The following is a 24225-nucleotide window of genomic DNA, read 5'->3' as shown; positions in this document are numbered from 1 at the left end:
AGTGTGAAGCGGTTTTCGGGCAACATCATGCTCCATCCACCAGCCACAAAGGCGAGGCTGTCGCGAGAAAGCCGTGCGCAAACAGAGAATTAGCTCAAAAGTCTGAAATCGAGATTCACGTCATGAACGCACAGCTTCAGCCGACCGGTTCGGCTTATTTCATCGCCAAGGAAACTGAGAAGCCGGAATCCCATACGCTTTCCGTGCTGGTCGACAACGAACCGGGCGTGCTCGCCCGCGTCATCGGCCTTTTCTCCGGCCGTGGCTACAACATCGAAAGCCTGACCGTTTCCGAGACCGAGCACGAGAAGCATCTGTCGCGCATCACAATCGTGACGCGCGGCACGCCGCATGTGATGGAGCAGATCAAGCATCAGCTCGAGCGCATCGTGCCGGTGCACCGGGTGGTGGACCTGACCGTGCGCTCGCGTGAGCTAGGGCAGGAGCGGCCGCTGGAGCGCGAGCTCGCGCTGGTCAAGGTCGCCGGCACAGGCGATGCCCGCGTCGAGGCGCTTCGGCTTGCGGATGCCTTCCGCGCCTCGGTCATCGACGCCAATACCGAGCATTTCATCTTCGAGATCACCGGCAAGGGATCCAAGCTCGACCAGTTCATCGCCATCATGAAGCCGCTCGGCCTGGTCGAGATCTGCCGCACCGGCGTCGCCGCGATGAACCGCGGTCCACAAGGCATGTAACGATGACGCGGGGGGCGGCAATTCTGGTGGCCATCGCGACCGTCGTCGCCACCGCGACGGCAGCGCTCGGCGACGAGCCGATGTTCGACCCCCGAGTGATGTCGAAATTGCTGAGGGAAGTCGGCCGTAGGGGCACGCCCGATGCGTATTTCCAGCAGTGCCCGACAGACGTCTGGCGCAAGTCGGTGTCGCGCAGCAATGTCGTGCTGCCGGAAATAAACTACGACCGTTGTGAGCGGGACGCGCTGGACTGCGCCAGGCTTTGCTTCAATGGGCACAACCCCGAAGCATGTTTCGAGACGGCCAGGGTTATCCAGGAGAATGGCGGCGGGGACCAGCAACTGAAAGCCGAGGCGATGTTCGCCCAAGCCTGCGCCGCCGGCAGCGCGGCCGGCTGCACAAATCGTGGCGCCGGCATGCGCCTAGGCAGATTGCCGGACCATTTGCGCGGAAACGAGAAAGCGGCAAACCACTGCACATATGAGACCTTCAAGTTGAGTTGCAGCGAAGTCGATGCGTGGGGATGCACCATGTACGGCGCAGCGCTTCAAAACGGCGAGGGTGTAGCGAAAGACGAAGACGCAGCCATGACCGCGTTCAAGAAGGCCTGCGAGATCGATGCCAGCTTCGTGGCCTGCCAATACGCCAAATCTTACATGGAAACTCTACGTGGCCACTAGCTTGCCAACGGCAGCGTTTCGTCTGCTCGCGGGTGGTCTCTTTGCCTCGGAGTTCATTGCAGATTAAGTCAGTATTGTTGACCTTTGTGACCTGCGATGTCTCTTGAAGCTTTTTCCGCTTTGTTGGTCTACGCCTTCGTGACTTCGATCACGCCGGGGCCGAACAACCTCATGCTGCTCGCTTCCGGCGCCAATTTCGGCATCGCCCGGACGGTTCCGCACATGCTGGGCATCAGCATCGGCTTTCTGGTCCTGCTGCTGGCCGTCGCCTTAGGGCTCGGCGCCGTGCTCACAGCGCTGCCTGCGCTGCATACGGCGCTGAAAATCGCGGGCGCCGCCTATCTGCTCTACCTCGCTTGGAAGATCGCCATGTCGCGCTCGATTAGCGATGGAAAAGGGGCGGAGGGGCGGCCGATGCGCTTCATCGAGGCCGCTGCCTTCCAGTGGGTCAATCCCAAGGCCTGGGTGATGGCGATCACCGCGATGGCTGTCTACACCGACGCCGACCATCCATTCGTCTCGGTGGCGCTGATCTCGATCGCCTTCACCATCGTCAACCTGCCCAGCGTTTCGGTTTGGGCCGGCTTCGGTACGGCGCTGCGCGGTTTCCTGTCAGATCCGGTGCGGCTGAAATGGTTCAACATCGCCATGGGTCTGTTGCTCGCGGCAACGCTGTGGCCGATGCTCCGTTAGATGTGTCGATATTCAGGTGAGGCCGGCCTGCAAACGCTGGCTTTCTGCGCTTCCGGTGCTCACGTACGAAAAGTACGCTCCGCTCCGGTTCTCGAAAGCCACCGTTTTCGACTCGGCCTGACCTGAATCTCAACACATCTGGCAGTTTTTCGAACAGGTTGGAGGGCGGTTCGCGGCCTCTTTTGCCGGCTGCCCAGCTTTTGTGCGCTGCACATTAAATCTTCGTAATGCCGCGTTTTGGCCCTTTTCCGCCAAAGCCGTGTCCTATCTATTCGGCGAAATTTACGGCGAAAGGCCGTGGATCGAGCTAGAATGGACCACCGGGATCGGCGTGTCGGGTAGAGGGCTTGTTTATCGATGCGCGGAAAAATCGCCTTTGCAGTTGTGGCGGTCGCCTGCCTGGCAGGCGGCGGGCTCTATTTTTCGCCCACGACGCTGGCCCCCACAATGCTGACCAAGGTCCAGCAACTGATTTCGGGCAAGCAGGCTGGCGTGACTGCGGACAAGGCGGCGAGCGGCAATAAGGCGGCCGGCGCCTCGGACAATGCGAAAGGCGACAATGCGAAAGGCGGCGGGCCGCGTTCGGCCTCGATCGTCTCCGCCACCGCGACCACCGCCGATTTCCCGATACGCCGCTATGCCATCGGCTTTGTGTCGTCACCGGAGGTGGTCAACATCAATGCCCGGGTTTCCAGCCAGATCGTGTCGATCGCGGTCAAGGACGGACAGATGGTCAAGGCCGGCGATCTGGTCATTTCGCTCGATGACCGCGCGCTGAAGGCGCAACTCGCCAAGGATCAGGCGCAGCTCACCAAGGACCAGGCGATGCTGGTGAGCGCCCAGGCCGACCTGCAGCGCGCCAAGGACCTCGTCGCCAAGCAGGCCGGCACCCAGCAGACCTACGATCAGGCGCTGGCGGCACAGAAAGCCGCGGCCGCGACGATCGACGCCGATAAGGCGACGATCGATGCCGACACCGTGCAATTGAGCTATGCGACCATCACCGCGCCGATCTCGGGCCGGCTCGGGGCCGTCAACGTCTCGGTCGGCGATCTCGTCACCACCAGCAACGGCAACTCGAGCAGCTCGACGCCGCTTGTCACCATCACGCAGATGGATCCGCTGCAGGTGAATTTCACGCTGCCGGAAAGCAATCTCGCCCTGCTGCACAAGGCGCTCGCCGACCCGCAGCAAGGCAACGTGACGCTGACCAAGGACGGCGACCCGACGCCGATCGGCAAGGGCACGCTCGACTTCGTCGATTCCAGCGTCGACACCGCCTCCGGCACCATCGCAACGCGGGCCAGCATACCGAACCCGGATCTTTCGCTGTGGCCGGGGCAATATTTGAATGTGGTGCTCGACGCCGGCACAATGCCGCACATGACCTCGGTGCCGACGGTCGCGGTGCAGCCCAGCCAAAAGGGTCCCTTCGTCTATGTCGTCAAGCCGGACAACACCGTGGAGATGCGTCCGGTGCAGGTGGCGCTGATGGAGGGCCAGAACAGCGCCATCAGCGATGGTCTCAAGAGCGGCGAGAAGGTCGTCGTCGAAGGCCAGACACGATTGAAGAATGGCGCAGCGGTGCATGAAGGCAAGGCCGCCGGATCCGGTGACCAGGCATCACCCAAGGTCGCGGAGGCAGACAAGGCCGGCGGGGCGAGCCAATGATCTCCGAATTCTGCATTCGCAGGCCCGTCGCCACGCTGCTGATGTCGTTCGCCCTCATTCTGGGCGGTATTTTTGCCTATAAGTTCCTGCCGGTGGCAGCGCTGCCCAGCGCCGAATTTCCGGTGGTCAATGTTTCGGCCAGCCTGCCCGGCGCGTCGCCGGAGACCATGGCGACATCGGTGGCCACGCCGCTGATCAAGCAATTCGCGACGATCGCCGGCATCGATTCGATCTCGACCACCAATTCGCTTGGCCAGACCTCGATCGCCATCCAGTTCGTGCTGAACCGCGATATCGACGCGGCGGCCGCCGACGTGCAGGCGGCGATCGCGCGCACGCAAAAATCGCTGCCGCCGGAAATGACCTCGCCGCCAAGCTATCGCAAGGTCAATCCGGCCGATGCGCCGATCCTTCTGATGTCGCTGGTCAGCGACACGGTTCCGCTGACCGATCTCGACGCCTTCGCCGAGAACGTCATCTCGCCTTCGCTGTCGACCATCGACGGCGTGGCCCAGGTGTCGATCTTCGGCCAACAGAAATACGCGGTGCGCATCCAGATCGATCCGACCGCGCTTGCCGCGCGCGGCATCTCGATCGACCAGCTGCAGGCGGCGATCGCCTCTGCCAACAGCAACACCCCGCTCGGCGTGCTACAGAACAACAAGCAGCAGCTGACGATCACCGCCAACACGCAGCTTACCGACGCCGCCGGTTTCTCCAACCTCATCATCGCCACCAAGAACGGCCATCCGGTGCGGCTGGGCGAGGTGACGCGCGTCGTCGATTCCGTGCAGACCACGACGACGGCGAGCTGGTACGACGGTACCCGCGCGATCATCATGGCCGTGCAGCGCCAGCCCGACGCCAACACCGTCGATGTCGTCGACAAGGTCAAGGCGATGCTGCCGTCCTTCCAGGACCAGATGCCGGCCGCCGCCCAGATCAAGCTGCTCAACGACCGCTCGACCTCGATCCGCCAGGCCGTCGACGACGTTCAGTTCACGCTGCTCTTGACCATCGCGCTCGTGGTGATGGTGATCTTCGTGTTCCTGCGCAGGGTGACGGCGACGATCATTCCGGCGGTGGCCGTGCCGATCTCGCTGATCGCCACGCTTGGCGCGATGTTCCTGTTCGGCTTTTCCATCGACAACATCTCGCTGATGGGACTGACTTTGGCCGTAGGCCTCGTCGTCGACGACGCCATTGTCATGCTCGAAAACATCTTCCGCCACATGGAAGAGGATGGGCTATCGGCCTTTGACGCCTCGCTGAAGGGCGCGCGCGAGATCGGCTCCACCATCATCTCGATCTCGATCTCGCTGGTGGCGGTGTTCATTCCCGTGCTTCTGATGGGCGGCGTCATCGGCCGCATCTTCAACGAATTCGCCGTCGTGGTGACCGTCGCCATCCTGGCCTCGATGTTCGTCTCGCTGACGCTGACGCCGATGCTCTGCTCGCGGCTGTTGTCGGTGACGAAGGCGGATCGCGAGGCGCATGGCGCCGGCAGGCATGACATCGTCACCCGCGCCTATGACTGGCTCTTGAGCTTCTGCCTGCGCCACACCTTCCTGATCTTCCTGGTCTTCATCACCACTGCCGCGGCGTCGGTGTGGGTGATCCAGGTTTCGCCGAAGGGCTTCTTCCCGCAGGAGGACATCGGCCAGATCTCGGTGACCACCATCGCGCGCCAGGACATCTCGTTCGACGCCATGGCGAAGCTGCAGGGCCAGGTGGCCAGCGTGTTCTCGAAGTCGCCCTATGTCGACCATGTGGCGTGGTCGGCGGGCAGCGGCAACAACGCGCTCAACCAGGGGCAGCTCTTCGTCCAGCTCAAGGGCAAGGACCAGCGTCCCAACATCGAGAAGGTGCTTGCGGATCTGAGGCGCCAACTCGCCGGCGTGGCGGGTATCGAGACCTATATGCAGCCGGTGCAGAACCTCAGGCTTGGCTCACGTTCGTCGGCCAGCGCCTATCAGCTCGTGGTCCAGGGGCTCGATACCGGCCAGACGGATATCTGGGCGCAGAAGCTGAATGATGCGATGGCGGCCGACCATACGAACTTCACCGACGTCACCAGCGATTTGCAGAACAACGCCTTGCAGGCATCACTGGTGGTCGACCGCGACAAGGCCGCTCAGCTCGGCATCGACACCAGCACGCTGCGTTCGGCCCTCTATGGTGGCTTCGGCACCGACCAGGTCTCGACGATCTTCGGTTCGGCCGACAGCTATCAAGTCATCACCGAGCTCGATCCCAAGATCGAGTGGTCGCCCGAACATATGCTGGCCATCCAGGTGAGGACGGCGAGCGGCAGTCTGGTGCCGCTTGGCGCTTTCGCCCGTGTCGACCGCACGGCCGGCGCCCTGACGGTCAACCAGCTTGGACAGCTGCCCGCGGTGACGATCTCCTACAACCTGCCGCAGGGCGTGTCGCTCGGCGACACGGTGACCCGCATCGATCAGATCAAGGAGCAGATCGGCATGCCGACGGCGATCTCGACGAGCTTTGCCGGCACCGCCAAGACCTTCCAGGATTCGCTCGCCAACCAGGGCCTGCTGATCGGCGGCGCTATCCTGACGATCTACATCGTGCTCGGGATGCTCTATGAGAGCTTCATCCACCCGCTCACCATCCTCACCGGCCTGCCGTCGGCGGTGCTGGGCGCGGTGGTGGCGCTGCGCTTTGCCGGCATGGACCTGTCGGTCATCGCGGTGATCGGCATCCTGATGCTGATCGGCATCGTCAAGAAGAACGGCATCATGATGGTCGACGTCGCGCTGGAGCTCAGGCGACAGGGCATGTCGGCCAAGGAGTCCATCCACAAGGCCTGCCTGATGCGTTTCCGGCCGATCATGATGACGACGCTTGCCGCGTTGATGGGCACAATTCCGATCGCGCTCGGCACCGGCGCCAGCGCCGAATTGCGTCAGCCGCTCGGCGTCGCGGTGGTCGGCGGCCTGCTCGCCTCGCAGGCGCTGACGCTGTTCGTCACGCCGGTGATCTACGTCTATTTCGAGAACTTCTCCGGCTGGCTGCTCAGCTTCTCCTCGAGACGGAGCCAGCCCACGCTGCATGTGGTGGAAGGCGGCGAGCAACCCTCGCTGTTCGACGGCGAGGCAGAGCCGAAGAAGGTGGCGGCCGAGTAGCAGCATGATCCCGAAAAGTTGCAGACTTTTCGGACAAGATCATGCCTCAGAAAACAAACCTGGAGCGAAGCCTCAGTTTCGCTCCAGCACCACTGGCCCAAGGCGTCGCGCTTGCGGCCAACGGCAGCCGATCCTAGTCTCGGGGGCATGACCCATGATCATGACCACGACAACGAGCTCGATCCGTTCGCGGCGCGTGTGCGCGCGCTGGAGACGATCCTGACCCAAAAGGGCCTGATCGACCCCGCGGCCATCGACGTCATCGTCGACACCTACGAGACGAAGATCGGCCCGCGCAATGGCGCGCGGGTGGTGGCGAAAGCCTGGAACGATCCGGCCTATGCCGACTGGCTGAAGCGTGATGCGACGGCGGCGATCGAATCGCTCTCCTATACCGGCCGCCAGGGCGAGCATATGCAGGCGGTGTTCAACAGCGAGGAGACGCATAACCTCGTCGTCTGCACGCTTTGCTCCTGCTATCCGTGGTCGGTGCTCGGCCTGCCGCCGGTCTGGTACAAGGCGCCGCCTTACCGCTCGCGGGCGGTGATCGATCCGCGCGGCGTGCTCGAGGAGTTCGGGCTGACGCTGCCGGCGGAGAAGAAGATCCGCGTGTGGGATTCCACCGCCGAGCTTCGCTATCTGGTGGTGCCGATGCGACCGAAAGGCACGGAGGGCTGGAGCGAGGAACAGCTCGCCGAACTGGTCAGCCGAGACGCGATGATCGGCACGGCGCTGGCCAAGGAGCCGGAAGGGGAGCCGGCATGAACGGGCCGCAGGATCTCGGCGGGCAGATGGGTTTCGGGCCGGTCGCGCCCGAGAAGGACGAGCCTTATTTCCACGCAGCATGGGAAAAAAGGGCGCTGGGCGTGACGCTCACCGCCGGGGGCATGGGTGCGTGGAATATCGATGAGAGCCGGCATGCGCGGGAATCGCTGCATCCCGCCGACTACTATTCGTCGAGCTACTACCAGATCTGGATCAAGGCGCTGGAAACGCTCCTGAAACGCCACGGCTTCGTTACCGAGCGCGACCTTGCTGCCGGCAAGGCGGTCGATACGGCCGCGACGCCGAAGCGGGTTTTGAAGGCGGCCGACGTGCCGGCCGTGCTCGCCAAGGGCGGGCCGTGCGACCGGCCGGTCGCCACGCCGGCTCGGTTCCGAGCGGGCGACCGGGTGCGGACGAAGAATTTCAATCCGACCGGCCATACGCGCCTGCCGCGCTACGCGCGCGGCGATCGATGCCGTTCGCGACGGCTTCGTCTTTCCGGACAGCAATGCGCATGGCCGGGGCGAGAACCCGCAATGGGTCTATACCGTGGTGTTCGACGGAGCCGAAATCTGGGGCGAGGGCGCCGATCGGACGCTCAGCGTCTCGATCGATGCCTGGGAGAGCTATCTTGAGCCGGCATGAGGCCAAGTTGCCGGCGGGTTTCGACGAGCAGGTCTTCGCCGAGCCGTGGCAGGCCGAAGCCTTCGCTCTGACCGTTGCGCTGCGCGACAAGGGCCTATTTTCATGGAGTGAATGGGCAGAGGCTCTGTCGGCCGAGGTGAAGAAGCCGGGCGCGGCGAGCGACGGGCTTGACTATTACGAGCGTTGGCTGGCGGCGCTGGAAACGCTTTTGTCCCGGAAGGGAATCGCCGGCAAGGGCGAGGTGGATGAGCTGGCCGCCGCCTGGGAACGCGCCGCCCATGCGACGCCACACGGCAAGCCGATCCTGCTGGAGAATGATCCGCGCGCAAGGCGATAGATCATTTTTGTTCTCTTTACGTTCTTGTTTGCGGCTGATAGCCTTACTTGTCGGAGGCGCTTGTGATTGCCACTGACACGGTCGATACAGCGGCCAATCTTGTCTTTCGCTTGCGAATCCGGTCTGTCGCACTGATGGAATTTTCTCCCCAACAGGACGAGGCTCTGAAGGCGGTCGGGCGCTGGCTCAAGGAGGGCCGGCCGCAGGTCTTTCGGCTGTTCGGCTATGCCGGCACCGGCAAGACGACGCTGGCGCGCTATTTCGCCGAGCATGTCGACGGCCAGGTCCAGTTTGCCGCCTTCACCGGCAAGGCGGCGCAGGTGCTGCGTTCCAAAGGGGCGACCAACGCCCGCACCATCCATTCGCTGATCTACCGGCCGAAAGGCGAGGAATCGGTCGCGGACGAGGTGACCGGCAAGACCTCGATGTCGCCGACCTTTTCACTCAACCGGCAAAGCCCGATTTCGCGCGCCAAGCTCGTCGTCATCGACGAATGCTCGATGGTCGACGAACAGCTCGGCCGCGACCTGCAAAGCTTCGGCACACCGATCCTGGTGCTGGGCGATCCGGCGCAGTTGCCGCCGATCTCGGGCGGCGGCTTCTTCACCGAACACGAACCTGACGTGTTGTTGACGGAAATCCACCGCCAGGCGCGCGACAACCCGATCATCCGGCTGGCGCTCGACGTGCGCGAAGGCCGGGAATTCATGCATGGCGATTACGGCACGGCGCAGGTCATCGGCAGGGAAGCAGTCAACCAGGACCTTGTGCTCAAGGCCGACCAGGTGCTGGTCGGCACCAACCGCACGCGCCGGCGCTACAATCAAAGGCTGCGCGAGCTGAAAGGGTTCAATGCCGACTTTCCGCAAGCCGGCGACAAGCTGGTCTGCCTGCGCAACGACCCAGCCAAGGGCCTGCTCAACGGCTCGCTGTGGAAGGTGATGACGTCCTCGCGCGAGACGGTGAAGCCCGGCATCAACCTTCTGGTCTCGCCGGAAGAGGACGATCCCGATCGCGGCGTCGCCAAGATCAAGCTGCTCAAGGCGGCGTTCGAGGATCCGGACGCCGAAATCCCCTGGCAGCAGAAGAAGCGCTTCGACGATTTCGACTATGGCTATGCGCTGACTGTGCACAAGGCGCAAGGCTCGCAGTGGAACGACGTGGTTCTGTTCGACGAGAGGTGGGCCTTCAAGGAGACCCGGCAGCGCTGGCTCTATACTGCCATTACCCGTGCCGCCGAGCGGTTGACCATCGTTCGCTGACGTTTTTGGCCATCAGGTCGGCCTTGCGCCAAGCCACTGCCAGGCGGCTTCCTCATCGTCGACATCGAAGCGTCTGACTTCGAAGGGCAGCGTCTTCGGGAACACGCCGGCGACGAGGGAGGCCCAAGCCGGCTCGCCGATGATGGCGCAGCGAACGACATGTTCCATCGCGTCGGCCACGCCCTGCCGGAGCGTGTCTTGCTTGATATTGGCCCAGTCGACGCTTTCCTCGTCGGTCAGCCTGATCAGCACGTCGACCCTCGGATGCAGCGCGTAGGCGGCTTCCAGCAGGCCGAACAGGTTTTCCGCATCGGCCGGCGAGACATTGCCGACGACGTCGATGGCGAAAATCGCGTCGCGGTTCGTCTCGATGCGGCGGACCGCCGGCACGGCTTCGAGGAAATTCACTGGCAAATCCTCATCTTAGCCTCCAACTATCCCCTGGAACACGCGAAACCCCCTATCTGTTCCCACCAAAGGCGGTATAGATGCCGCCGATCCAATGGACCCCAGCTCATGCCCGCCAAGCTCTCGGTCAATCTCAACGCTGTCGCCATGCTGCGCAACCGCCGCGACCTGCCGTGGCCCAGCGTCACCGGACTTGGCCGCATCGCCCTTGCCGCCGGCGCGCACGGGCTGACGGTGCATCCGAGGCCCGACGAGCGGCACACAAGGCATTCCGACCTGCTGGAGATCAGGGCGCTGATCGACGATGAGTTTCCCGGCGCGGAGTTCAACATCGAGGGCTATCCGACCGAGGATTTCCTGGCCCTTGTCGAGAAGAACCAGCCCGAACAGGTGACGCTGGTGCCGGACGACCCGGCGCAGGCAACTTCCGACCATGGCTGGAACTTCATTGCCCAGGCGGCGTTCCTCACTCCGATCGTCAAGCGGTTGAAGAGGGGCGGATTCAGGGTGTCGCTGTTTTCCGATGCGGACGCTGCGGGCGTGAATGCGGCGCGCGATACCGGCGCCGACCGCATCGAGCTCTATACCGGGCCGTATGGAGGTTTCCATTCCGATTCCGCAAAGGCGGCGAAAGAACTGGAAAGGCTGGGAAAAACCGCCGACGCCGCGTTCAAGGCCAGGCTCGGCGTGAATGCCGGCCACGATCTGACGGTGAAGAACCTACCGGCACTGGCCAGACGCATCCCGGCATTGGCCGAAGTATCGATCGGACATGGGTTGACAGCCGATGCATTGGAGTATGGCATGGCCGGGACGGTGGGGCGGTTTCTGAAGGCCTGCGGGTGGTAGGGCGCCTTGCGTAGTTTCGGCAATTCCGGTGCATCCCGCGCGTCGCGGCGACCTCGGAACGTGGCGAATCCGGTGAAATGGGGTTCATGGTGCTAGCCAACGTCGGCGAAACAGAATCCCTCGAACGTGCGGGCCATGCCGAAAACGAGCGGCAGCACAGCACCAAGGTGCTCATGCTTGGGGCGCTGGGCGTCGTCTATGGCGATATCGGCACGAGCCCGATCTATGCGTTTCGCGAAGCGCTGCACGCGTCTTCGAGCTCGGTTGCCCGCAATGACGTGCTCGGCGTGCTGTCGCTGATCGTCTGGGCGCTAACGATCATCGTCACGATCAAATATGTCGCATTCGTGCTCAGGGCCGACAACAAGGGCGAGGGCGGCACGCTGTCGCTGATGGCGCTGGCGCGCAGCGCCTACCCGCCGGGTTCCAAGCTCATCCTGGTGATTGGCCTTTGCGGCGCCGCGCTGTTCTTCGGGGATTCAATCATCACCCCGGCGATATCGGTGCTGTCGGCGGTCGAAGGTCTGGAAGTCGTCACGCCGGCGCTCGATGCCTTCGTGGTGCCGATCACTCTGATCATCTTGGCGGTGCTATTTGCCGTGCAGCGCTTCGGCACCGGCAAGGTGGCGGCGGTGTTCGGGCCGGTGACGGCGACATGGTTCGTGGCGATCGGCGCAGCCGGCGTCTACCACATCGTCGACGATCCATCCGTCTTTCTGGCGATCAATCCGTATTACGCGATCTACTATCTCGCCACCACGCCGACAGGCGCTTTCGTCACCGTCGGCGCCGTGTTCCTGGCGGTCACGGGCGCCGAAGCGCTCTATGTCGACCTCGGCCATTTCGGCCGCAAGCCGATCGTGATGGCCTGGTTCGCGATTGTGTTTCCTTGCCTGCTGCTGAACTATTTCGGCCAAGGCGCCTTCGTGCTCTCGCATGGCGGCAAGCCGACCAACCCGTTCTTCCAGATGCTGCCCGAATGGGCGCTGATGCCGATGGTTGGCCTGGCAACGGCAGCCACCGTCATCGCCAGCCAGGCGGTCATTTCCGGCGCCTTCTCGCTGACCAGGCAGGCGGTGCAGCTCAACCTTCTGCCGCGCATCGAGGTGCAGCACACATCCGAGATGCAGAGCGGCCAGATCTATATGCCGCGGGTCAATCTGCTGGTGGCGCTCGGCGTGATGCTCCTGGTCGTCGGTTTTGGCAGTTCGAGCGCGCTGGCCGCCGCCTACGGCATTTCGGTCACCGGGGAGATGCTGATGACGACGATCCTTTTGTTCGTGGTGATGCGCTGGCTGTGGAAATGGCAGGTTGCGACCGCGCTGGCCCTGGTGGTGCTCTTCGGCGTCATCGATCTCGGCTTCTTCTCGGCCAATGTCGTTAAGGTCGTCGAGGGCGGCTGGGTGTCGATCACTGTGGCCTCGATCATGGGGCTGATCATGTGGACCTGGATCCGCGGCACCCGCTATTTGTTCGACAAGACGCGCCGCAACGAGATCCCGCTCGATTTCCTCGCGGCGAACCTCCTGAAGAAGAAGCCTCAGCTCGTCTCAGGCACGGCAGTTTTCCTGACCAGCGATCCGCTGAGCGCGCCGACGGCGCTGATGCACAGCCTCAAGCACTATAAGGTGCTGCACGAGAAGAACGTCATCCTGTCGGTGGTGACCGCGCCCCAGCCGGTGGTGCCCGACAGCGAGCGCGTGAAGATGGAGACGGTCAACGAGCTGTTCATGCGCGTGACGCTGACCTTTGGGTACATGGAGCAGCCCAACATTCCGCGGGCGCTGGCCATCTGCCGCAAGCAGGGCTGGAAATTCGACATCATGACGACGTCCTTCTTCCTGTCGCGGCGCTCGCTGAAGGCTTCACCCAATTCCGGCATGCCGGTCTGGCAGGACCGGCTGTTCATCAGCCTGGCGCGCTCGGCTGCGGATGCCACGGAGTACTTCCAGATTCCGACCGGCCGCGTGGTTGAGATCGGGACGCAGGTCGCCATTTGATGAGACCACTCTCCGCCGCGCCGGATGAGCCGGCCCGGCCGTCGCTTATACTGAAAGCCGTGCGTGGGCGGCATGGGAGCCCTCACGCAAGGGCACTTGATATTGCACTGCAGCAAGCGTAGAGCACCGCGCGTTTTATCGGAGTGTCGTCCATGGCCCTTGCCAATGGTGGTGGTGCAGACGCAGAGCCCGCCGACCAATCGAGCCACGCTGAAATCGAGCAGCACAGCACCAAGGTGCTGATGCTGGGTGCGCTCGGCGTCGTCTATGGCGACATCGGCACCAGCCCGATCTACGCGTTTCGCGAAGCGCTGCATGCTTCCTCGGGCGGCGATGTCGCCAATCGCGCCGACATTCTGGGCGTGCTGTCGCTGATCATCTGGTCGCTCACCATCACGGTGACGATCAAGTACATCATGTTCGTCCTGCGCGCCGACAATCGCGGCGAAGGCGGCGTGCTGTCCTTGATGGCGCTGGCGCGCGGCACTTTCCCGGCGCGTTCGGCGATCGTGCTTGGCATCGGCATCGTAGGCGCGTCGCTGTTCTTCGGCGATGCAGTCATCACGCCCGCCATCTCGGTGCTGTCGGCGGTCGAAGGCATGAATGTCGTCACACCTGCCTTCCAGCCCTATGTCGTGCCGCTGACCCTTCTGATCCTTGCGGTGCTGTTTGCGGTCCAGCGGTTCGGCACCGGCGGCGTGGGCCTGGTGTTCGGCCCGGTGACAGCAGTGTGGTTTCTCGCCATCGGCCTGTCCGGCCTCAATCACATCATCGACGATCCGGAAATCTTGTGGGCCATAAGCCCGCATTACATCGTCGCCTTCCTGGTCAATTCGCCGGACGTGTCTTTTGTCACCATCGGCGCGGTCTTCCTGGCCGTGACCGGCGCCGAAGCGCTCTATGCCGACCTCGGCCATTTCGGCCGCAAACCGATCGTCCTGGCCTGGCTTGCCATCGTGTTCCCGTGCCTGCTTTTGAACTATGCCGGCCAGGGCGCCTATGTGCTCGCCAAGGGCGGCACGGTCGGGCACCCGTTTTTCGAGATGAACGAAGGCTGGGCGCTGATCCCGATGGTTGTGCTGGCGGCGGCGGCGACGGTCATCGCCAGCCAGGCGGTGATCTCCGGCGCCTATTCGCTCACGAGGCAGGCGGTGCAGCTCAACATGCTGCCGCGGCTCGAAATCCTGCATACATCGGAGAAGCAGTCCGGCCAGGTCTACATGCCCCGCGTCAATATGCTGATCGCGCTGGTGGTGATGCTGCTGGTGGTCGGTTTCGGTGAATCCAGCAAGCTCGCCTCGGCTTACGGCATCTCGGTCACCGGCAACATGCTGGTGACGACGACGCTGCTGTTCATCGTCATGACGCGAATCTGGAACTGGAACATCTGGCCGGCTGTCGCCCTGACGGTGGTTTTCGCGCTGATCGACCTCGGCTTCTTCGCTTCCAACATCGTCAAGGTGTTCGAAGGCGGCTGGGCTTCGCTCGCGGTAGCCTTCGCCATCATCCTCGGCATGTGGACCTGGGTGCGCGGCAGCCGCTACCTGTTCGACAAGACGCGCCGCAACGAGATCCCGCTCGATTTCCTGGCGGCGAACCTCCTGAAGAAGAAGCCGCAACTGGTATCGGGCACCGCAGTGTTCCTCACCAGCGATCCGCTGAGCGCGCCGACGGCACTGATGCACAGCCTGAAGCACTACAAGGTGCTGCATGAGAAGAACGTTATCCTGTCGGTGGTGACGGCGCCGCAGCCGGTCGTGCCGGACAGCGAGCGGGTCAAGCTGGAGACGGTCAACGAGCTGTTCATGCGCGTGACGCTGACCTTCGGCTATATGGAGCAGCCCAACATTCCGCGGGCGCTGGCCATCTGTCGCAAGCAGGGCTGGAAGTTCGACATCATGACGACGTCCTTCTTCCTGTCGCGGCGCTCGCTGAAGGCTTCCCCCAATTCCGGCATGCCTCTTTGGCAGGACAGGCTGTTCATCGGCCTGGCGCGCACGGCGGCGGACGCGACGGAATATTTCCAGATCCCCACCGGACGCGTCGTGGAGATCGGTACGCAGGTGGCTATTTGACGGCTTGAACAGCCGCTGTCGGGAGGCGGGCATGAGCGGCGAGTTGGTGCTTGTGACCGGCGGGTCCGGCTTTCTTGGCGCTCATTGCATCCTTGCGCTTCTCAACGCTGGCCACCGCGTGCGCAGCACGGTGCGCTCGGCCAGGCGCGAGGCCGATGTTCTTGCCATGCTGAAGGTCGGCGGCGCCGAGCCGGGCGATGCGCTTTCCTTCGCCCATGCCGATCTCACGAGCGACACGGGCTGGCCCGAAGCGGTCGCCGGATGCCGGTACGTCCTTCACGTCGCTTCGCCTTTTCCGCCGGGCGTGCCGAAGCATGAGGACGACCTGATCGTCCCGGCCAGGGAAGGGGCGTTGCGCGTGCTGCGCGCCGCGCGCGATGCCGGCGTCGAACGGGTGGTGCTCACCTCGTCCTTCGCCGCTGTCGGCTATGGCCAGACACCGGTCGCCGGACGTGCGTTCACGGAGGAGAACTGGACCGATCTGTCGCAGAAGGTCAGCGCCTATGTGAAGTCGAAGACGCTGGCCGAGCGGGCGGCGTGGGATTTCATCGATCGAGAAGGCGGGTCACTGGAGTTGGCGGTCGTTAATCCGGTCGGCATCTTCGGGCCGGTTCTGGGGCCGGATCATTCGACGTCGACCGATTTCATCAGGCGGCTGATGGATGGCGAGATGCCCGGACTGCCCCGCATGGTGTTCGGCGTGGTCGATGCGCGCGACGTCGCCGACCTCCATCTGCGGGCCATGACCAATCCTGCCGCCAAGGGCGAGCGGTTCCTGGCCATCAGCGGCGATTTCATGACGGTGCTGGAAATCGCGCGGACGCTGAAGGCGCGGCTCGGCAATGCAGGGGCGCGCATCACGACCAGAGTGCTGCCGGACTGGCTGGTCCGGATCGTCGGCCTGTTCGACGGGCAGGCGGCCCAGATCGTGACGGAACTGGGCAAGCCGAGGAACGCGACTGGCGCCAAGGCCATGCGCCTGCTCGGCTGGACGCCGCGATCGCGGGAAGAGGCGCTTGTCGCGACCGGTCAAAGCTTGGTCCAGCTTGGATTGCTCAAGAAGTCGAAGTGAAGCGCGCCTGAGAGGCCCTCTCGGGCGCGTCTGGCTTCAACCGAGCAGGGCCGTCTTGTTCGCTTCGAGGAACTGCTTCAGCGTCCGCGGCTTGCGGCCCGAGAGTTTTTCGACGGCATCGGTCACCTCGCCTATGCGGCCGGCGCGCGTGTTGACATCGAAGGAGACGATGATGCGGGCGAAGTCTTCGGGAATGCCCGCCGCCTTGACGCCCTCGGTCAACGCCTCGTCGGGCAGTTGGATGACCTCCAGCGGCTTGCCGGTCACCTCGCTTACCAGCGCCGCGATCTCGTTCGTGGTGTAGGCCTGCGGGCCGGTCAGCGTGTAGATGCGGCTTTCCTTGGAGCCGGACGCGAGACCGGCGGCGATAGCGGCCGCCATATCGTCGCGCGCGCCGTGGGCGATGCGTCCGTCGGCGGCCGACGTGTACCACTTGCCCGACGAAATGGCGTGCGGCAGCGACATGAACAGGTTCTCCTGATACCAGCCGTTGCGGAAGATGGTGTACGGGATGCCGCTCGCCTTGATCGCCTGCTCGGTGCCGTAGTGATCGCCGGCAAAGAGCACCGGCGAGCCCGGCTCGGGATTGGGCATCGAGGTGTAGAGCAGATGCGAAACGCCTGCCGCCTTGGCCGCGGCCACGGCCGTCTCATGCTGCTTCAGGCGGCGGCCAGTCTTGAGGTCGAGGTCGCCCGTCGAAATGATCAGCACTCGGTTAGCGCCTTCGAATGCCTCCTCCAGCGAGGCGCTGTCGTTGAAATCGGCGGCCCTGACAGCAATGCCGCGCGCTGCAAGGTCGGCAAGGTTCTCGGGGTTGCGGGTGGCGGCGATGATGCTCGCCGGCGCCACCTTCTGCGCATCCAGCAGGTGATTGATGACGGCGCGTCCGAGCTGGCCGGAGGCGCCGGTGACGAGGAGGGTTTCGGTCATGTGAGGGTCCCTAAAATTGTGTCGGAGGCGGATCAAGTGGTAGTCTCAAAAAGAGACCAGCACTAAAATAGGAATTGACCTCAAGTCGTAAAGAAGGCAGTTTTTCGGGAGGTAGGCACGGCGAGGGAACCACCCCGGCCGACCTAAGGCGCGTTGCGATCTTTCAGATTCGGTCCATGCGGCTTTAGGTTTTTTGTTTTATGCATGTCTTTATCCCGAAACCGGTTTCCGCCTTGGGGAGACATGCTTCAGTTTCGATCAGTGGGTGTCGCGATGGACAGCAAGATCTTCAATCTGAAAGCCAAGCTCGAGGTCTATAAGGCGATGACCAACGGCGGCAATTTCGCCGACTGTCCGGTCCGCGACGTCATCCAGGGAATCAGCGGCAAATGGAACTCGCTGCTGGTCATGGCGCTGGCCGAGAAGCCTTATCGCTTCGGCGAGTTGCGCCGGCTGGTCCCAGACATCTCGCAGCGTATGCTGACACAGACGCTGTACGACCTGCAGCGCGACGGCTATGTGCATCGCGAGGTATTCCCGACCAAGCCGCCGAGTGTGGAATACAGCCTGACCGATCTCGGGCGCTCGATGTTTGCGCCCCTGCAGATGCTGGTCCAATGGGCCGAGCTCAACCATGACGCCGTGCGCGAGGCACGTGCCGCTTTCGACGCGGCTCAAGCCTGACGGGCGTCAAAGCGCCAGCTTGATTTGACTGCTGTGTTGGGAGATTGTCCGGCCGGCTTGGCTTGGGCGGGCAATGAGCAGATCCTACGACATCGCGATTGCCGGCGCCGGGCCGGCCGGATTGGCCGCGGCGCTCTATCTCAAGCGGGCGGGGCACCAGGTCACCATCTTCGAGCGCTTCGACGCGCCGAAGCCGGTCGGCTCCGGCCTGATCCTGCAGCCGACCGGGCTGACCGTGCTCGCCGACCTCGGCCTGCTCGACGATATCCTTTCGCTCGGCAGCCGCATCGAGCGGCTGCACGGCACCGACGCCCAGACCGGACGCACGGTGCTCCAAGTCCGCTACGATGCACGGCGCGGCCGCCGTTTCGGCCTCGCGGTCCACCGGGCGGCGCTGTTCGGCGTGCTTTTCCGCGCCGCCTTGCGTGAGGAAATCGCCATCGAGACCGATGTCGAGGTCGAGACGCTGGAGACAGGTGAGCGTGCGACGCTGGTCTGCGGCAACGGCAAGCGGCTTGGACCGTTCGACCTCATCGTCGACGCCAGCGGCGCGCGCTCGAAACTGCGGCACTATCTCGGCGATGCCGCTATGCCGCGGCCGCTCGCCTATGGCGCGTTCTGGGCGTCGCTCGCCTGGCGTGACGGTTTCGATCGGAGCGCGCTGCTACAGCGCTATGACAAGGCAAGCATCATGGTCGGCGTGCTGCCGATCGGCCGGCCGGAGCCCGGCGCGCAAGACATGGCGGCTTTCTTCTGGAGCCTCAAGCCGACCGATGCCGAACGGGTAAAGGCCGAGGGGCTCGAAGCCTGGAAGGCGAGAGTGGTTTCGGTGTGGCCGGAGTGCGAGGCTTTCACCGGCCAGATCGACAGTTTCGAACAGCTCTCGCTCGCCCGTTACGGCCACCACACGATGGGGCTGCCGGCCGGCCGAAGACTTGCCGTCATCGGCGATGCCGCCCATTCGACCAGTCCGCAGCTTGGGCAAGGCGCGAACATGGCGCTGCTCGACGCTGCCGCGCTCAGCCATGCGCTGGCGCGAGCGGACAGCGTCGACGAAGCGCTGGCGACTTATGCCAGCGCACGCCGTTGGCATGTGCGGGTTTTCCAGGCGCTGTCACTGTCGCTGACGCCGTTCTACCAGTCGGACTCCGCGGCGTTGCCCTTTGTCCGCGACCGCATGGTGGCGACGCTGGCGAAGTTCCCGCCGGGGCCGCAATTCCTCGCCGCCATGGTCGCCGGCACGGTGATCGATCCGTTCAGGCGGATCGGGCTTGCGGAGTTTCAGTGGCCTGCAGCCGGATGATTCCGGACAGATAGGATCCCTTTGCCCGAAGGAAGGCATGCAGCCGCCGCGGATAGTCCAGGCCCACGACTTCCTTCACCGATCGCCGCTCGCTCAAGGCCGCGCGCCAGGCTTGGACGAGCGGCTTGCCGTCGAGAATGCCGAAATCGCCGATGCGGTCGAAGGTGTCGAAATAGCGGAAGATCGGCCCGTAGACGGCATCGACCAGCGAGAAGCGCACGCCGGCGAACCACGGGCCGCTTTGCCCTGCGGCAAGTTCGGCCTCCAGGCGCGCGAACATTTCGGACAAACCTCTGCTTTCATGGAGGAAAGCGGCTTCGTCGGCGGCGGAATAGAAGCGGCCTATGGCGTTGAGGACGGCCGAACCGAATTCGATCCAGGCGCGATGCCTGGCCCGCGTGAGTGGATCGGCAGGGTGCAAGGGATTGGCCTCGGTCTCCTCGAGGAATTCGAGGATGACGGCGGATTCGAAAATCACCTCCTCCGAGTGGCCGTACCGGACGCGGAGCAGAGGCACCTTGCCGAGCGGCGAGATGGCTCTGAACCAATCAGGCTTGTCGGCAAGGTCGACGTTGACCCGCTCGAACGCCACGCCTTTTTCGGCGAGCGCAATCGCGGCGCGCTGGACATAGGGGCACAAATGATGGCTGACGAGGGTCAGTCTTGCGGTCATTTCACTCCCCGCAGACATAGTTGAGCGCGCCATCCTCGACGCGGGTCGACAAAAACATCAGGCGCGAGCCTTTCGGCGCCGGTCCTTCGAGACGCTCGCCGCTTTCCATGTCGAATTTCGCGCCATGCCATTGGCAGACAAGCGTGCCGTCCTTGCAGTCCAGCGGTCCGCCGAAATGCAGGCAGACATTGGCCGCGGCGCGGATGCGCTCGCCACTGCGCCAGACATGGACCTCACGGCCGAAAAAGGGCGCGATCAGGCTGCCGGTCTGGGGGATATCGGCGATCTTGCAGATTTCATGTTTCATCGGAGAACTCCTTATCGATGCAATTGCATCTATATGAATGCAAATGCATCGATCGTCAAGCTTGATGCAATTGCATCTATCCACTAGGCTGCGCCGATGACGAAGAAATCGCCATCGCTAGAAGCCATCGCAGCCTGGGCGCGCCTCGTGCGCGTCTCGCGCCAACTGGTCGAAAGCACCGAGGATGCGCTGAAAGCAAACGGCCTGCCGCCGCTCGCCTGGTATGACGTGCTGCACGAGCTTGCCGAAGCGGGCGAGGGCGGGCTCAGGCCGTTCGAGCTGATCGATCGCGTGCTGTTGGCGCAATACGGAGTCTCACGGCTGCTGGCCCGGCTGGAGGCGGATGGCCTGGTCGAAAAGCTGCCCGTTTCCGACGACGGCCGCGGGCAGACCGTTCGCATCACGGCAAGCGGCCGGGAGATGCGCCGCTGCATCTGGGCGGTCTATGGCGCTTGCATCGCCGACCGAATGGGCGACAGGCTTTCAGTCCAGGACCTGAAGACATTGGCCAGCCTGCTCGGAAGGCTGCGCGATCCGCCGGCCAGCGATTAGCTGACGAGCCTTGGCAATTCCGCCGGTCATTTTTCGCGGCAGCCCCCTTGCATCGGAAACCGGAATGCGCGATAAGCCGAACCGTAACGTACGGTACGCCATGGGCGGCCGGAAGAACGGGAAAGACCGTGCTGCAGGCAGGCGCCGACATCGATAGAAGCGAAACCCTGACGGAGCGCCAGCAGGCCGTTCTGGACGCGGCGCTCCGCCTGCTAGTGGAAGAGGGCGACAACCTCACCATGACCGCGGTGGCGCGGCGGGCCAGTTGTTCCAAGGAAACACTCTACAAATGGTTCGGCGATCGCGACGGGCTGCTGACGGCGACGGTGCAGTGGCAGGCGTCCAAGGTGCGTGTCGCCGCTGTCGATCGCGAGAAGCTGGATCTCGTCTCGCTCACCGCTAGCCTCGAGCGCTTTGCGTCCGACTGGCTCAAGGTGATCTCTAGCGATACCTCGATCGCGCTCAACCGCGTGGCGGTCGGCCATGCCGGCTCCGGCAAGGATGACCTTGGCGCGGTCGTGCTGCAGAATGGCCGCTTCGCGCTCGCCAGGCGGCTGAAGCCGGTGCTTGAAGCAGGGCGCCAAGCCGGGCTGCTTGATTTCGAGGACGCCGAGACGGCGTTCCGGACCTTCTTCGGCCTGGTCGGCCGCGACGTGCAGATCCGTCTGCTGCTCGGCGACCGGGTGGAATTGACTGAGGCGACGATCGGCGGCGATGCCCGCCGCGCGACGCAACAGTTTCTCGCTCTCTTCGGAGCAACCAACCGGCTTAAAAGCCTCTGATCTTCAAAAGGGAAGGAAGACCAAAATGCGTGTCTATTACGATCGTGACGCCGATCTCAATCTCATCAAGGGCAAGAAGGTCGCCATCATCGGCTATGGCAGCCAGGGCCGAGCACACGCGCTCAACCTCAAGGATTCCGGCGTCAAGGAGATCGCCATCGGCCTGAAGGCCGGCTCGGCGACCGCAAAGAAGGTCGAGGCCGACGGCCTCAAGGTCATGAGCGTGGCGGACGCCGCCAAATGGGCCGACCTGATGATGATGACGACGCCCGACGAATTGCAGGCCGACATCTACAAATCGGAAATCGCTCCGAACATCCGCGACGGCGCCGCGATCGCTTTCGCGCACGGCCTCAACGTGCATTTCGGCCTGATCGAGCCGAAGGCTTCGGTCGATGTCGTCATGATCGCGCCGAAGGGCCCGGGCCACACGGTGCGCGGCGAATACCAGAAGGGCGGCGGCGTGCCGTGCCTGGTCGCCGTCAACCAGGACGCTTCGGGCAACGCGCTCGACCTCGCGCTCTCCTATGCCTGCGGCGTCGGCGGCGGCCGCTCTGGCATCATCGAGACCAATTTCCGCGAGGAATGCGAGACAGACCTGTTCGGCGAGCAGGTGGTGCTGTGCGGCGGCCTGGTCGAACTGATCCGGGCCGGCTTCGAGACGCTGGTGGAAGCCGGCTACGCGCCGGAAATGGCCTATTTCGAGTGCCTGCACGAGGTGAAGCTGATCGTCGACCTGATCTATGAAGGCGGCATCGCCAACATGAACTACTCGATCTCGAACACCGCCGAATGGGGCGAGTATGTCTCGGGTCCGCGCATCATCACCGCCGACACCAAGGCTGAAATGAAGCGCGTGCTGAAGGACATCCAGACCGGCAAGTTCACCTCGGAGTGGATGCAGGAATATCGGGCCGGCCTGGCGCGCTTCAAAGGCATCCGCCGCAACAACGACAGCCACCAGATCGAAGAGGTGGGTGCGAAGCTGCGCGCGATGATGCCGTGGATCGCCAAGAACAAGCTGGTCGACAAGGCGAAGAACTAAGGCGATCCACTTCTTCCCCCTTGCGCGTCCTCGGGCTTTGCCCTGCGGTAGCGCGGGTGATCGCGAAGAACAAGCTGGTCGACAAGGCGAATAACCAGTTCGAAATTTGATACTGCTTGGAGAAGCCGGTGGAGCGATCCGCCGGCTTTTTTCGTCCGGCTGTTTCATTCCGGTACGACTACGCTGGCACACGATTCGCTTCGGATGGCCCAGAACTTGGTAGGAGACTGGCGATGGAAACGACGGATAATGGCGCGGCATTTGCCGGCGAACGCCGGATGGAGCGGCGCAGGCGTGTGCTCAGGGGCGCAACCTTGCGGTTCAACGGCGGCTTCGGAGCGGTGGAAGGATCGGTGCGCAACGAGTCCGAACACGGCGCGCAACTGAGCTTCGGCGATGCGACCGGCGTGCCGCAGGGCTTCGAGCTGGTGGTCAATGGCATTGCGCGTGCCGCGCTTGTGCGCTGGCGCTCGGCGAGACTGGTCGGCGTTCAATTCGTCGCCTGATAAGGCGTGCTCAGCCCTTCAGCCGTAGTGCCAGTGTGGCTTGGGCTCGGTGCCGGTGAACTCGACGCCGATGCGGTCCTCGCGGCGCCAGCGCACCACGGCCCTGTAGCCGATGCCGTCGACAGGCACATAGAGCAGGAATTCGTCCGGCACTCGCGAATCGATCGGCACTTTCAGCTCCGCGCCGTTCGAATGCATGTTGCGCACCGTGCATCTCACTTCGGAATTGTTGATGCCGGTCAGGATCGCCGCGCCCTTCAGCACGCGTTGCCTGTGTTGGTTTCTGTGTTCGTTTTCGGCCATGGCGAGCACGTCTCGCACTCCGTTCGCGCGAATCGTCATATTGGGGGGACACCGCATTGATGAATAGCAGCCGCCGATGAATTTAAGGTTATATCGGCCGATGGCGAGCACAGGTTGCCAAAATAGAAACGGCGCCCGCGATGGGCGCCGTTTCTGTGCAAGCAGGCCGCTCAGATATAGGGCGAAATGCACTGCCGGCGCGGGCCGTAGTTGGGCTGGAACGTGTTGTCCCAGGCCCGATAAGACCGGTAGCGGTCGTAGCACCATTGGACATGGGCCCTGGAAAGCCGCTCGGTCCGGTAAATGCGCCGCGGCTGAACGTAGCGCGGATAGGGGTCGTAATAGTCGGGACCGTAGTAATTGTTGTAGGCCAAGCTGCCCAAGCCGAGGCCGAGACCCAGCCCTAGGATCGCGGCGTCGCTGTCACGGAAGTGCCGGCGGTGATGGTGCCGCCAGCGCCAGTCGCCATCGCCATTCCACCTGTCTCTGTCCCAGTTGCGGTCCCAGTTGCGGGAGAAGTGCCGGTTGCCGTCGCGTCTGAAATCGCGGCCGCGCCACTCGCCGCCGCGCCGCCAGCGCCAGTCATACATCTGCGGCGAGTAGTTGTTGCCGCCGGCCCAACTGTCGCGCACGGGGACGATCGTGGGTGCCACCGCGCTGGTGGCGGGCGAGAGATCGGGTTGCAGGATCGGGCCTGCGACCGACGGCGCTGTAACGCCGGCGGCGAGACCCAGGGCCAAAAGCCCGGATCTGAAGGAAGAAAAGAGCGGTTTCATCTCACTCTCCAAGGAGTAAAGGCCCCACGCCCAGAGCACCCGGGGAATGGGGTTATTGTTGGAACT

General features: G+C 63.6%; 24 protein-coding genes and 1 pseudogene. 19 read left to right on the top strand and 6 right to left on the bottom strand.

Annotated features, from left to right (window positions below; translation table 11 throughout):
- Positions 1 to 122: 122 nt before the first annotated feature.
- From ilvN to CK230_RS02395, 9 genes and pseudogenes are all read left to right on the top strand, one after another.
- Complete coding sequence (gene ilvN, locus CK230_RS02435; protein WP_095815586.1) at positions 123 to 695, top strand: acetolactate synthase small subunit; 573 nt, start codon at positions 123 to 125, stop codon at positions 693 to 695.
- 26 nt (positions 696 to 721) lie between these two features.
- Complete coding sequence (locus CK230_RS02430) at positions 722 to 1375, top strand: sel1 repeat family protein (RefSeq protein ID WP_141245973.1); 654 nt, start codon at positions 722 to 724, stop codon at positions 1373 to 1375.
- A gap of 96 nt (positions 1376 to 1471) precedes the next feature.
- Positions 1472 to 2068, top strand: a complete 597-nt coding sequence (locus CK230_RS02425) for a LysE family translocator (RefSeq protein ID WP_095815584.1) — start codon at positions 1472 to 1474, stop codon at positions 2066 to 2068.
- A 357-nt stretch (positions 2069 to 2425) separates the two neighbouring features.
- The gene (locus CK230_RS02420; protein ID WP_095815583.1) at positions 2426 to 3739 is read left to right on the top strand and encodes an efflux RND transporter periplasmic adaptor subunit; all 1314 of its coding nucleotides are present in this window, start codon (positions 2426 to 2428) and stop codon (positions 3737 to 3739) included.
- Positions 3736 to 6885, top strand: coding sequence for an efflux RND transporter permease subunit (locus tag CK230_RS02415; protein WP_095815582.1), 3150 nt, complete (start codon positions 3736 to 3738; stop codon positions 6883 to 6885). The genes CK230_RS02420 and CK230_RS02415 overlap by 4 nt, the downstream gene beginning before the upstream one ends.
- A gap of 147 nt (positions 6886 to 7032) precedes the next feature.
- Positions 7033 to 7650, top strand: a complete 618-nt coding sequence (gene nthA / locus CK230_RS02410) for a nitrile hydratase subunit alpha (RefSeq protein ID WP_095815581.1) — start codon at positions 7033 to 7035, stop codon at positions 7648 to 7650.
- A pseudogene (gene nthB / locus CK230_RS02405) lies at positions 7647 to 8295 on the top strand (nitrile hydratase subunit beta). Before nthA ends, nthB begins: the two are co-directional and overlap by 4 nt.
- Positions 8282 to 8632 carry a nitrile hydratase accessory protein gene (locus CK230_RS02400; RefSeq protein ID WP_095815580.1) on the top strand — a complete coding sequence of 117 codons (351 nt, stop codon included), beginning with the start codon at positions 8282 to 8284 and terminating at the stop codon, positions 8630 to 8632. Before nthB ends, CK230_RS02400 begins: the two are co-directional and overlap by 14 nt.
- A 134-nt stretch (positions 8633 to 8766) precedes the next feature.
- Complete coding sequence (locus CK230_RS02395) at positions 8767 to 9894, top strand: ATP-dependent RecD-like DNA helicase (protein WP_095815579.1); 1128 nt, start codon at positions 8767 to 8769, stop codon at positions 9892 to 9894.
- 12 nt (positions 9895 to 9906) lie between these two features.
- Here the strand turns inward: CK230_RS02395 and CK230_RS02390 are convergent, their stop codons facing one another.
- On the bottom strand, positions 9907 to 10302 hold the full coding sequence (locus tag CK230_RS02390) for an STAS/SEC14 domain-containing protein (RefSeq protein WP_095815578.1): 396 nt from the start codon (positions 10300 to 10302) through the stop codon (positions 9907 to 9909).
- Positions 10303 to 10410: 108 nt separating this feature from the next.
- On the opposite strand from CK230_RS02390, the gene CK230_RS02385 reads away from it, so the two are divergent.
- The 4 genes from CK230_RS02385 (at position 10411) to CK230_RS02370 (ending at position 16298) form a co-directional block, all read left to right on the top strand.
- Complete coding sequence (locus CK230_RS02385; protein ID WP_095815577.1) at positions 10411 to 11151, top strand: pyridoxine 5'-phosphate synthase; 741 nt, start codon at positions 10411 to 10413, stop codon at positions 11149 to 11151.
- 86 nt (positions 11152 to 11237) lie between these two features.
- On the top strand, positions 11238 to 13151 hold the full coding sequence (locus tag CK230_RS02380; RefSeq protein ID WP_095815576.1) for a potassium transporter Kup: 1914 nt from the start codon (positions 11238 to 11240) through the stop codon (positions 13149 to 13151).
- 152 nt (positions 13152 to 13303) lie between these two features.
- Complete coding sequence (locus CK230_RS02375) at positions 13304 to 15226, top strand: potassium transporter Kup (RefSeq protein WP_095815575.1); 1923 nt, start codon at positions 13304 to 13306, stop codon at positions 15224 to 15226.
- A 31-nt stretch (positions 15227 to 15257) separates the two neighbouring features.
- Positions 15258 to 16298 carry an aldehyde reductase gene (locus CK230_RS02370; protein ID WP_095815574.1) on the top strand — a complete coding sequence of 347 codons (1041 nt, stop codon included), beginning with the start codon at positions 15258 to 15260 and terminating at the stop codon, positions 16296 to 16298.
- A 36-nt stretch (positions 16299 to 16334) separates the two neighbouring features.
- Here the strand turns inward: CK230_RS02370 and CK230_RS02365 are convergent, their stop codons facing one another.
- A complete protein-coding gene (locus CK230_RS02365; RefSeq protein ID WP_095815573.1) occupies positions 16335 to 17228 on the bottom strand; it encodes an SDR family oxidoreductase in 894 nt (297 codons plus the stop codon).
- A 273-nt stretch (positions 17229 to 17501) separates the two neighbouring features.
- Between CK230_RS02365 and CK230_RS02360 the strand changes: the two genes are divergently transcribed.
- On the top strand, positions 17502 to 17912 hold the full coding sequence (locus CK230_RS02360; protein WP_095815572.1) for a helix-turn-helix domain-containing protein: 411 nt from the start codon (positions 17502 to 17504) through the stop codon (positions 17910 to 17912).
- A 73-nt stretch (positions 17913 to 17985) separates the two neighbouring features.
- Entirely contained in the window at positions 17986 to 19215 is a 1230-nt protein-coding gene (locus CK230_RS02355) for an NAD(P)/FAD-dependent oxidoreductase (RefSeq protein WP_095815571.1), read from the top strand.
- On the opposite strand, the gene CK230_RS02350 is transcribed toward CK230_RS02355, so the two are convergent.
- Together CK230_RS02350 and CK230_RS02345 are read right to left on the bottom strand one after the other, a co-directional pair.
- Positions 19169 to 19888 (bottom strand): glutathione S-transferase family protein, encoded by a 720-nt coding sequence (locus tag CK230_RS02350; RefSeq protein WP_176479985.1) that lies wholly within the window; start codon positions 19886 to 19888, stop codon positions 19169 to 19171. The genes CK230_RS02355 and CK230_RS02350 overlap by 47 nt on opposite strands.
- Position 19889: 1 nt before the next feature.
- The gene (locus tag CK230_RS02345; protein WP_095815569.1) at positions 19890 to 20195 is read right to left on the bottom strand and encodes a Rieske (2Fe-2S) protein; all 306 of its coding nucleotides are present in this window, start codon (positions 20193 to 20195) and stop codon (positions 19890 to 19892) included.
- Positions 20196 to 20291: 96 nt separating this feature from the next.
- Between CK230_RS02345 and CK230_RS02340 the strand changes: the two genes are divergently transcribed.
- The 4 genes from CK230_RS02340 to CK230_RS02325 all read left to right on the top strand — a co-directional run bounded on the left by CK230_RS02340 (position 20292) and on the right by CK230_RS02325 (position 23080).
- Positions 20292 to 20747, top strand: a complete 456-nt coding sequence (locus CK230_RS02340; protein WP_095815568.1) for a MarR family winged helix-turn-helix transcriptional regulator — start codon at positions 20292 to 20294, stop codon at positions 20745 to 20747.
- 128 nt (positions 20748 to 20875) lie between these two features.
- The gene (locus tag CK230_RS02335) at positions 20876 to 21529 is read left to right on the top strand and encodes a TetR/AcrR family transcriptional regulator (protein WP_095815567.1); all 654 of its coding nucleotides are present in this window, start codon (positions 20876 to 20878) and stop codon (positions 21527 to 21529) included.
- Between the two features lie 25 nt (positions 21530 to 21554).
- Complete coding sequence (ilvC, locus tag CK230_RS02330) at positions 21555 to 22574, top strand: ketol-acid reductoisomerase (RefSeq protein ID WP_095815566.1); 1020 nt, start codon at positions 21555 to 21557, stop codon at positions 22572 to 22574.
- 233 nt (positions 22575 to 22807) lie between these two features.
- Positions 22808 to 23080, top strand: a complete 273-nt coding sequence (locus CK230_RS02325) for a hypothetical protein (protein ID WP_095815565.1) — start codon at positions 22808 to 22810, stop codon at positions 23078 to 23080.
- 18 nt (positions 23081 to 23098) lie between these two features.
- Here CK230_RS02325 and CK230_RS02320 read toward each other — a convergent pair whose 3' ends face one another.
- Positions 23099 to 23383, bottom strand: coding sequence for a PilZ domain-containing protein (locus tag CK230_RS02320; protein ID WP_095815564.1), 285 nt, complete (start codon positions 23381 to 23383; stop codon positions 23099 to 23101).
- A 170-nt stretch (positions 23384 to 23553) separates the two neighbouring features.
- Positions 23554 to 24159, bottom strand: a complete 606-nt coding sequence (locus tag CK230_RS02315) for a BA14K family protein (RefSeq protein ID WP_095815563.1) — start codon at positions 24157 to 24159, stop codon at positions 23554 to 23556.
- Between the last annotated feature and the right edge of the window lie 66 nt (positions 24160 to 24225).

It is taken from the genome of Mesorhizobium sp. WSM3859 (assembly GCF_002295065.1).
GTDB lineage: Bacteria > Pseudomonadota > Alphaproteobacteria > Rhizobiales > Rhizobiaceae > Mesorhizobium.
Note: the sequence above shows the minus strand (reverse complement) of the source record. Positions and strands in the feature narration are given on the sequence as shown.

Bases quoted from the DNA above. Each gene is read 5' to 3' on its own strand.
- CK230_RS02315 (WP_095815563.1), bottom strand. From the start codon at position 24,159: ATGAAACCGCTCTTTTCTTCCTTCAGATCCGGGCTTTTGGCCCTGGGT.
- CK230_RS02355 (WP_095815571.1), top strand. From the start codon at position 17,986: ATGAGCAGATCCTACGACATCGCGATTGCCGGCGCCGGGCCGGCCGGA.
- CK230_RS02325 (WP_095815565.1), top strand. From the start codon at position 22,808: ATGGAAACGACGGATAATGGCGCGGCATTTGCCGGCGAACGCCGGATG.
- CK230_RS02365 (WP_095815573.1), bottom strand. From the start codon at position 17,228: ATGACCGAAACCCTCCTCGTCACCGGCGCCTCCGGCCAGCTCGGACGC.
- nthA (WP_095815581.1), top strand. From the start codon at position 7,033: ATGACCCATGATCATGACCACGACAACGAGCTCGATCCGTTCGCGGCG.
- CK230_RS02350 (WP_176479985.1), bottom strand. From the start codon at position 19,888: ATGACCGCAAGACTGACCCTCGTCAGCCATCATTTGTGCCCCTATGTC.
- CK230_RS02345 (WP_095815569.1), bottom strand. From the start codon at position 20,195: ATGAAACATGAAATCTGCAAGATCGCCGATATCCCCCAGACCGGCAGC.
- CK230_RS02370 (WP_095815574.1), top strand. From the start codon at position 15,258: ATGAGCGGCGAGTTGGTGCTTGTGACCGGCGGGTCCGGCTTTCTTGGC.
- CK230_RS02360 (WP_095815572.1), top strand. From the start codon at position 17,502: ATGGACAGCAAGATCTTCAATCTGAAAGCCAAGCTCGAGGTCTATAAG.
- CK230_RS02340 (WP_095815568.1), top strand. From the start codon at position 20,292: ATGACGAAGAAATCGCCATCGCTAGAAGCCATCGCAGCCTGGGCGCGC.
- ilvC (WP_095815566.1), top strand. From the start codon at position 21,555: ATGCGTGTCTATTACGATCGTGACGCCGATCTCAATCTCATCAAGGGC.
- CK230_RS02385 (WP_095815577.1), top strand. From the start codon at position 10,411: ATGCCCGCCAAGCTCTCGGTCAATCTCAACGCTGTCGCCATGCTGCGC.
- CK230_RS02415 (WP_095815582.1), top strand. From the start codon at position 3,736: ATGATCTCCGAATTCTGCATTCGCAGGCCCGTCGCCACGCTGCTGATG.
- CK230_RS02320 (WP_095815564.1), bottom strand. From the start codon at position 23,383: ATGGCCGAAAACGAACACAGAAACCAACACAGGCAACGCGTGCTGAAG.
- ilvN (WP_095815586.1), top strand. From the start codon at position 123: ATGAACGCACAGCTTCAGCCGACCGGTTCGGCTTATTTCATCGCCAAG.
- CK230_RS02420 (WP_095815583.1), top strand. From the start codon at position 2,426: ATGCGCGGAAAAATCGCCTTTGCAGTTGTGGCGGTCGCCTGCCTGGCA.
- CK230_RS02395 (WP_095815579.1), top strand. From the start codon at position 8,767: ATGGAATTTTCTCCCCAACAGGACGAGGCTCTGAAGGCGGTCGGGCGC.
- CK230_RS02375 (WP_095815575.1), top strand. From the start codon at position 13,304: ATGGCCCTTGCCAATGGTGGTGGTGCAGACGCAGAGCCCGCCGACCAA.
- CK230_RS02425 (WP_095815584.1), top strand. From the start codon at position 1,472: ATGTCTCTTGAAGCTTTTTCCGCTTTGTTGGTCTACGCCTTCGTGACT.
- CK230_RS02380 (WP_095815576.1), top strand. From the start codon at position 11,238: ATGGTGCTAGCCAACGTCGGCGAAACAGAATCCCTCGAACGTGCGGGC.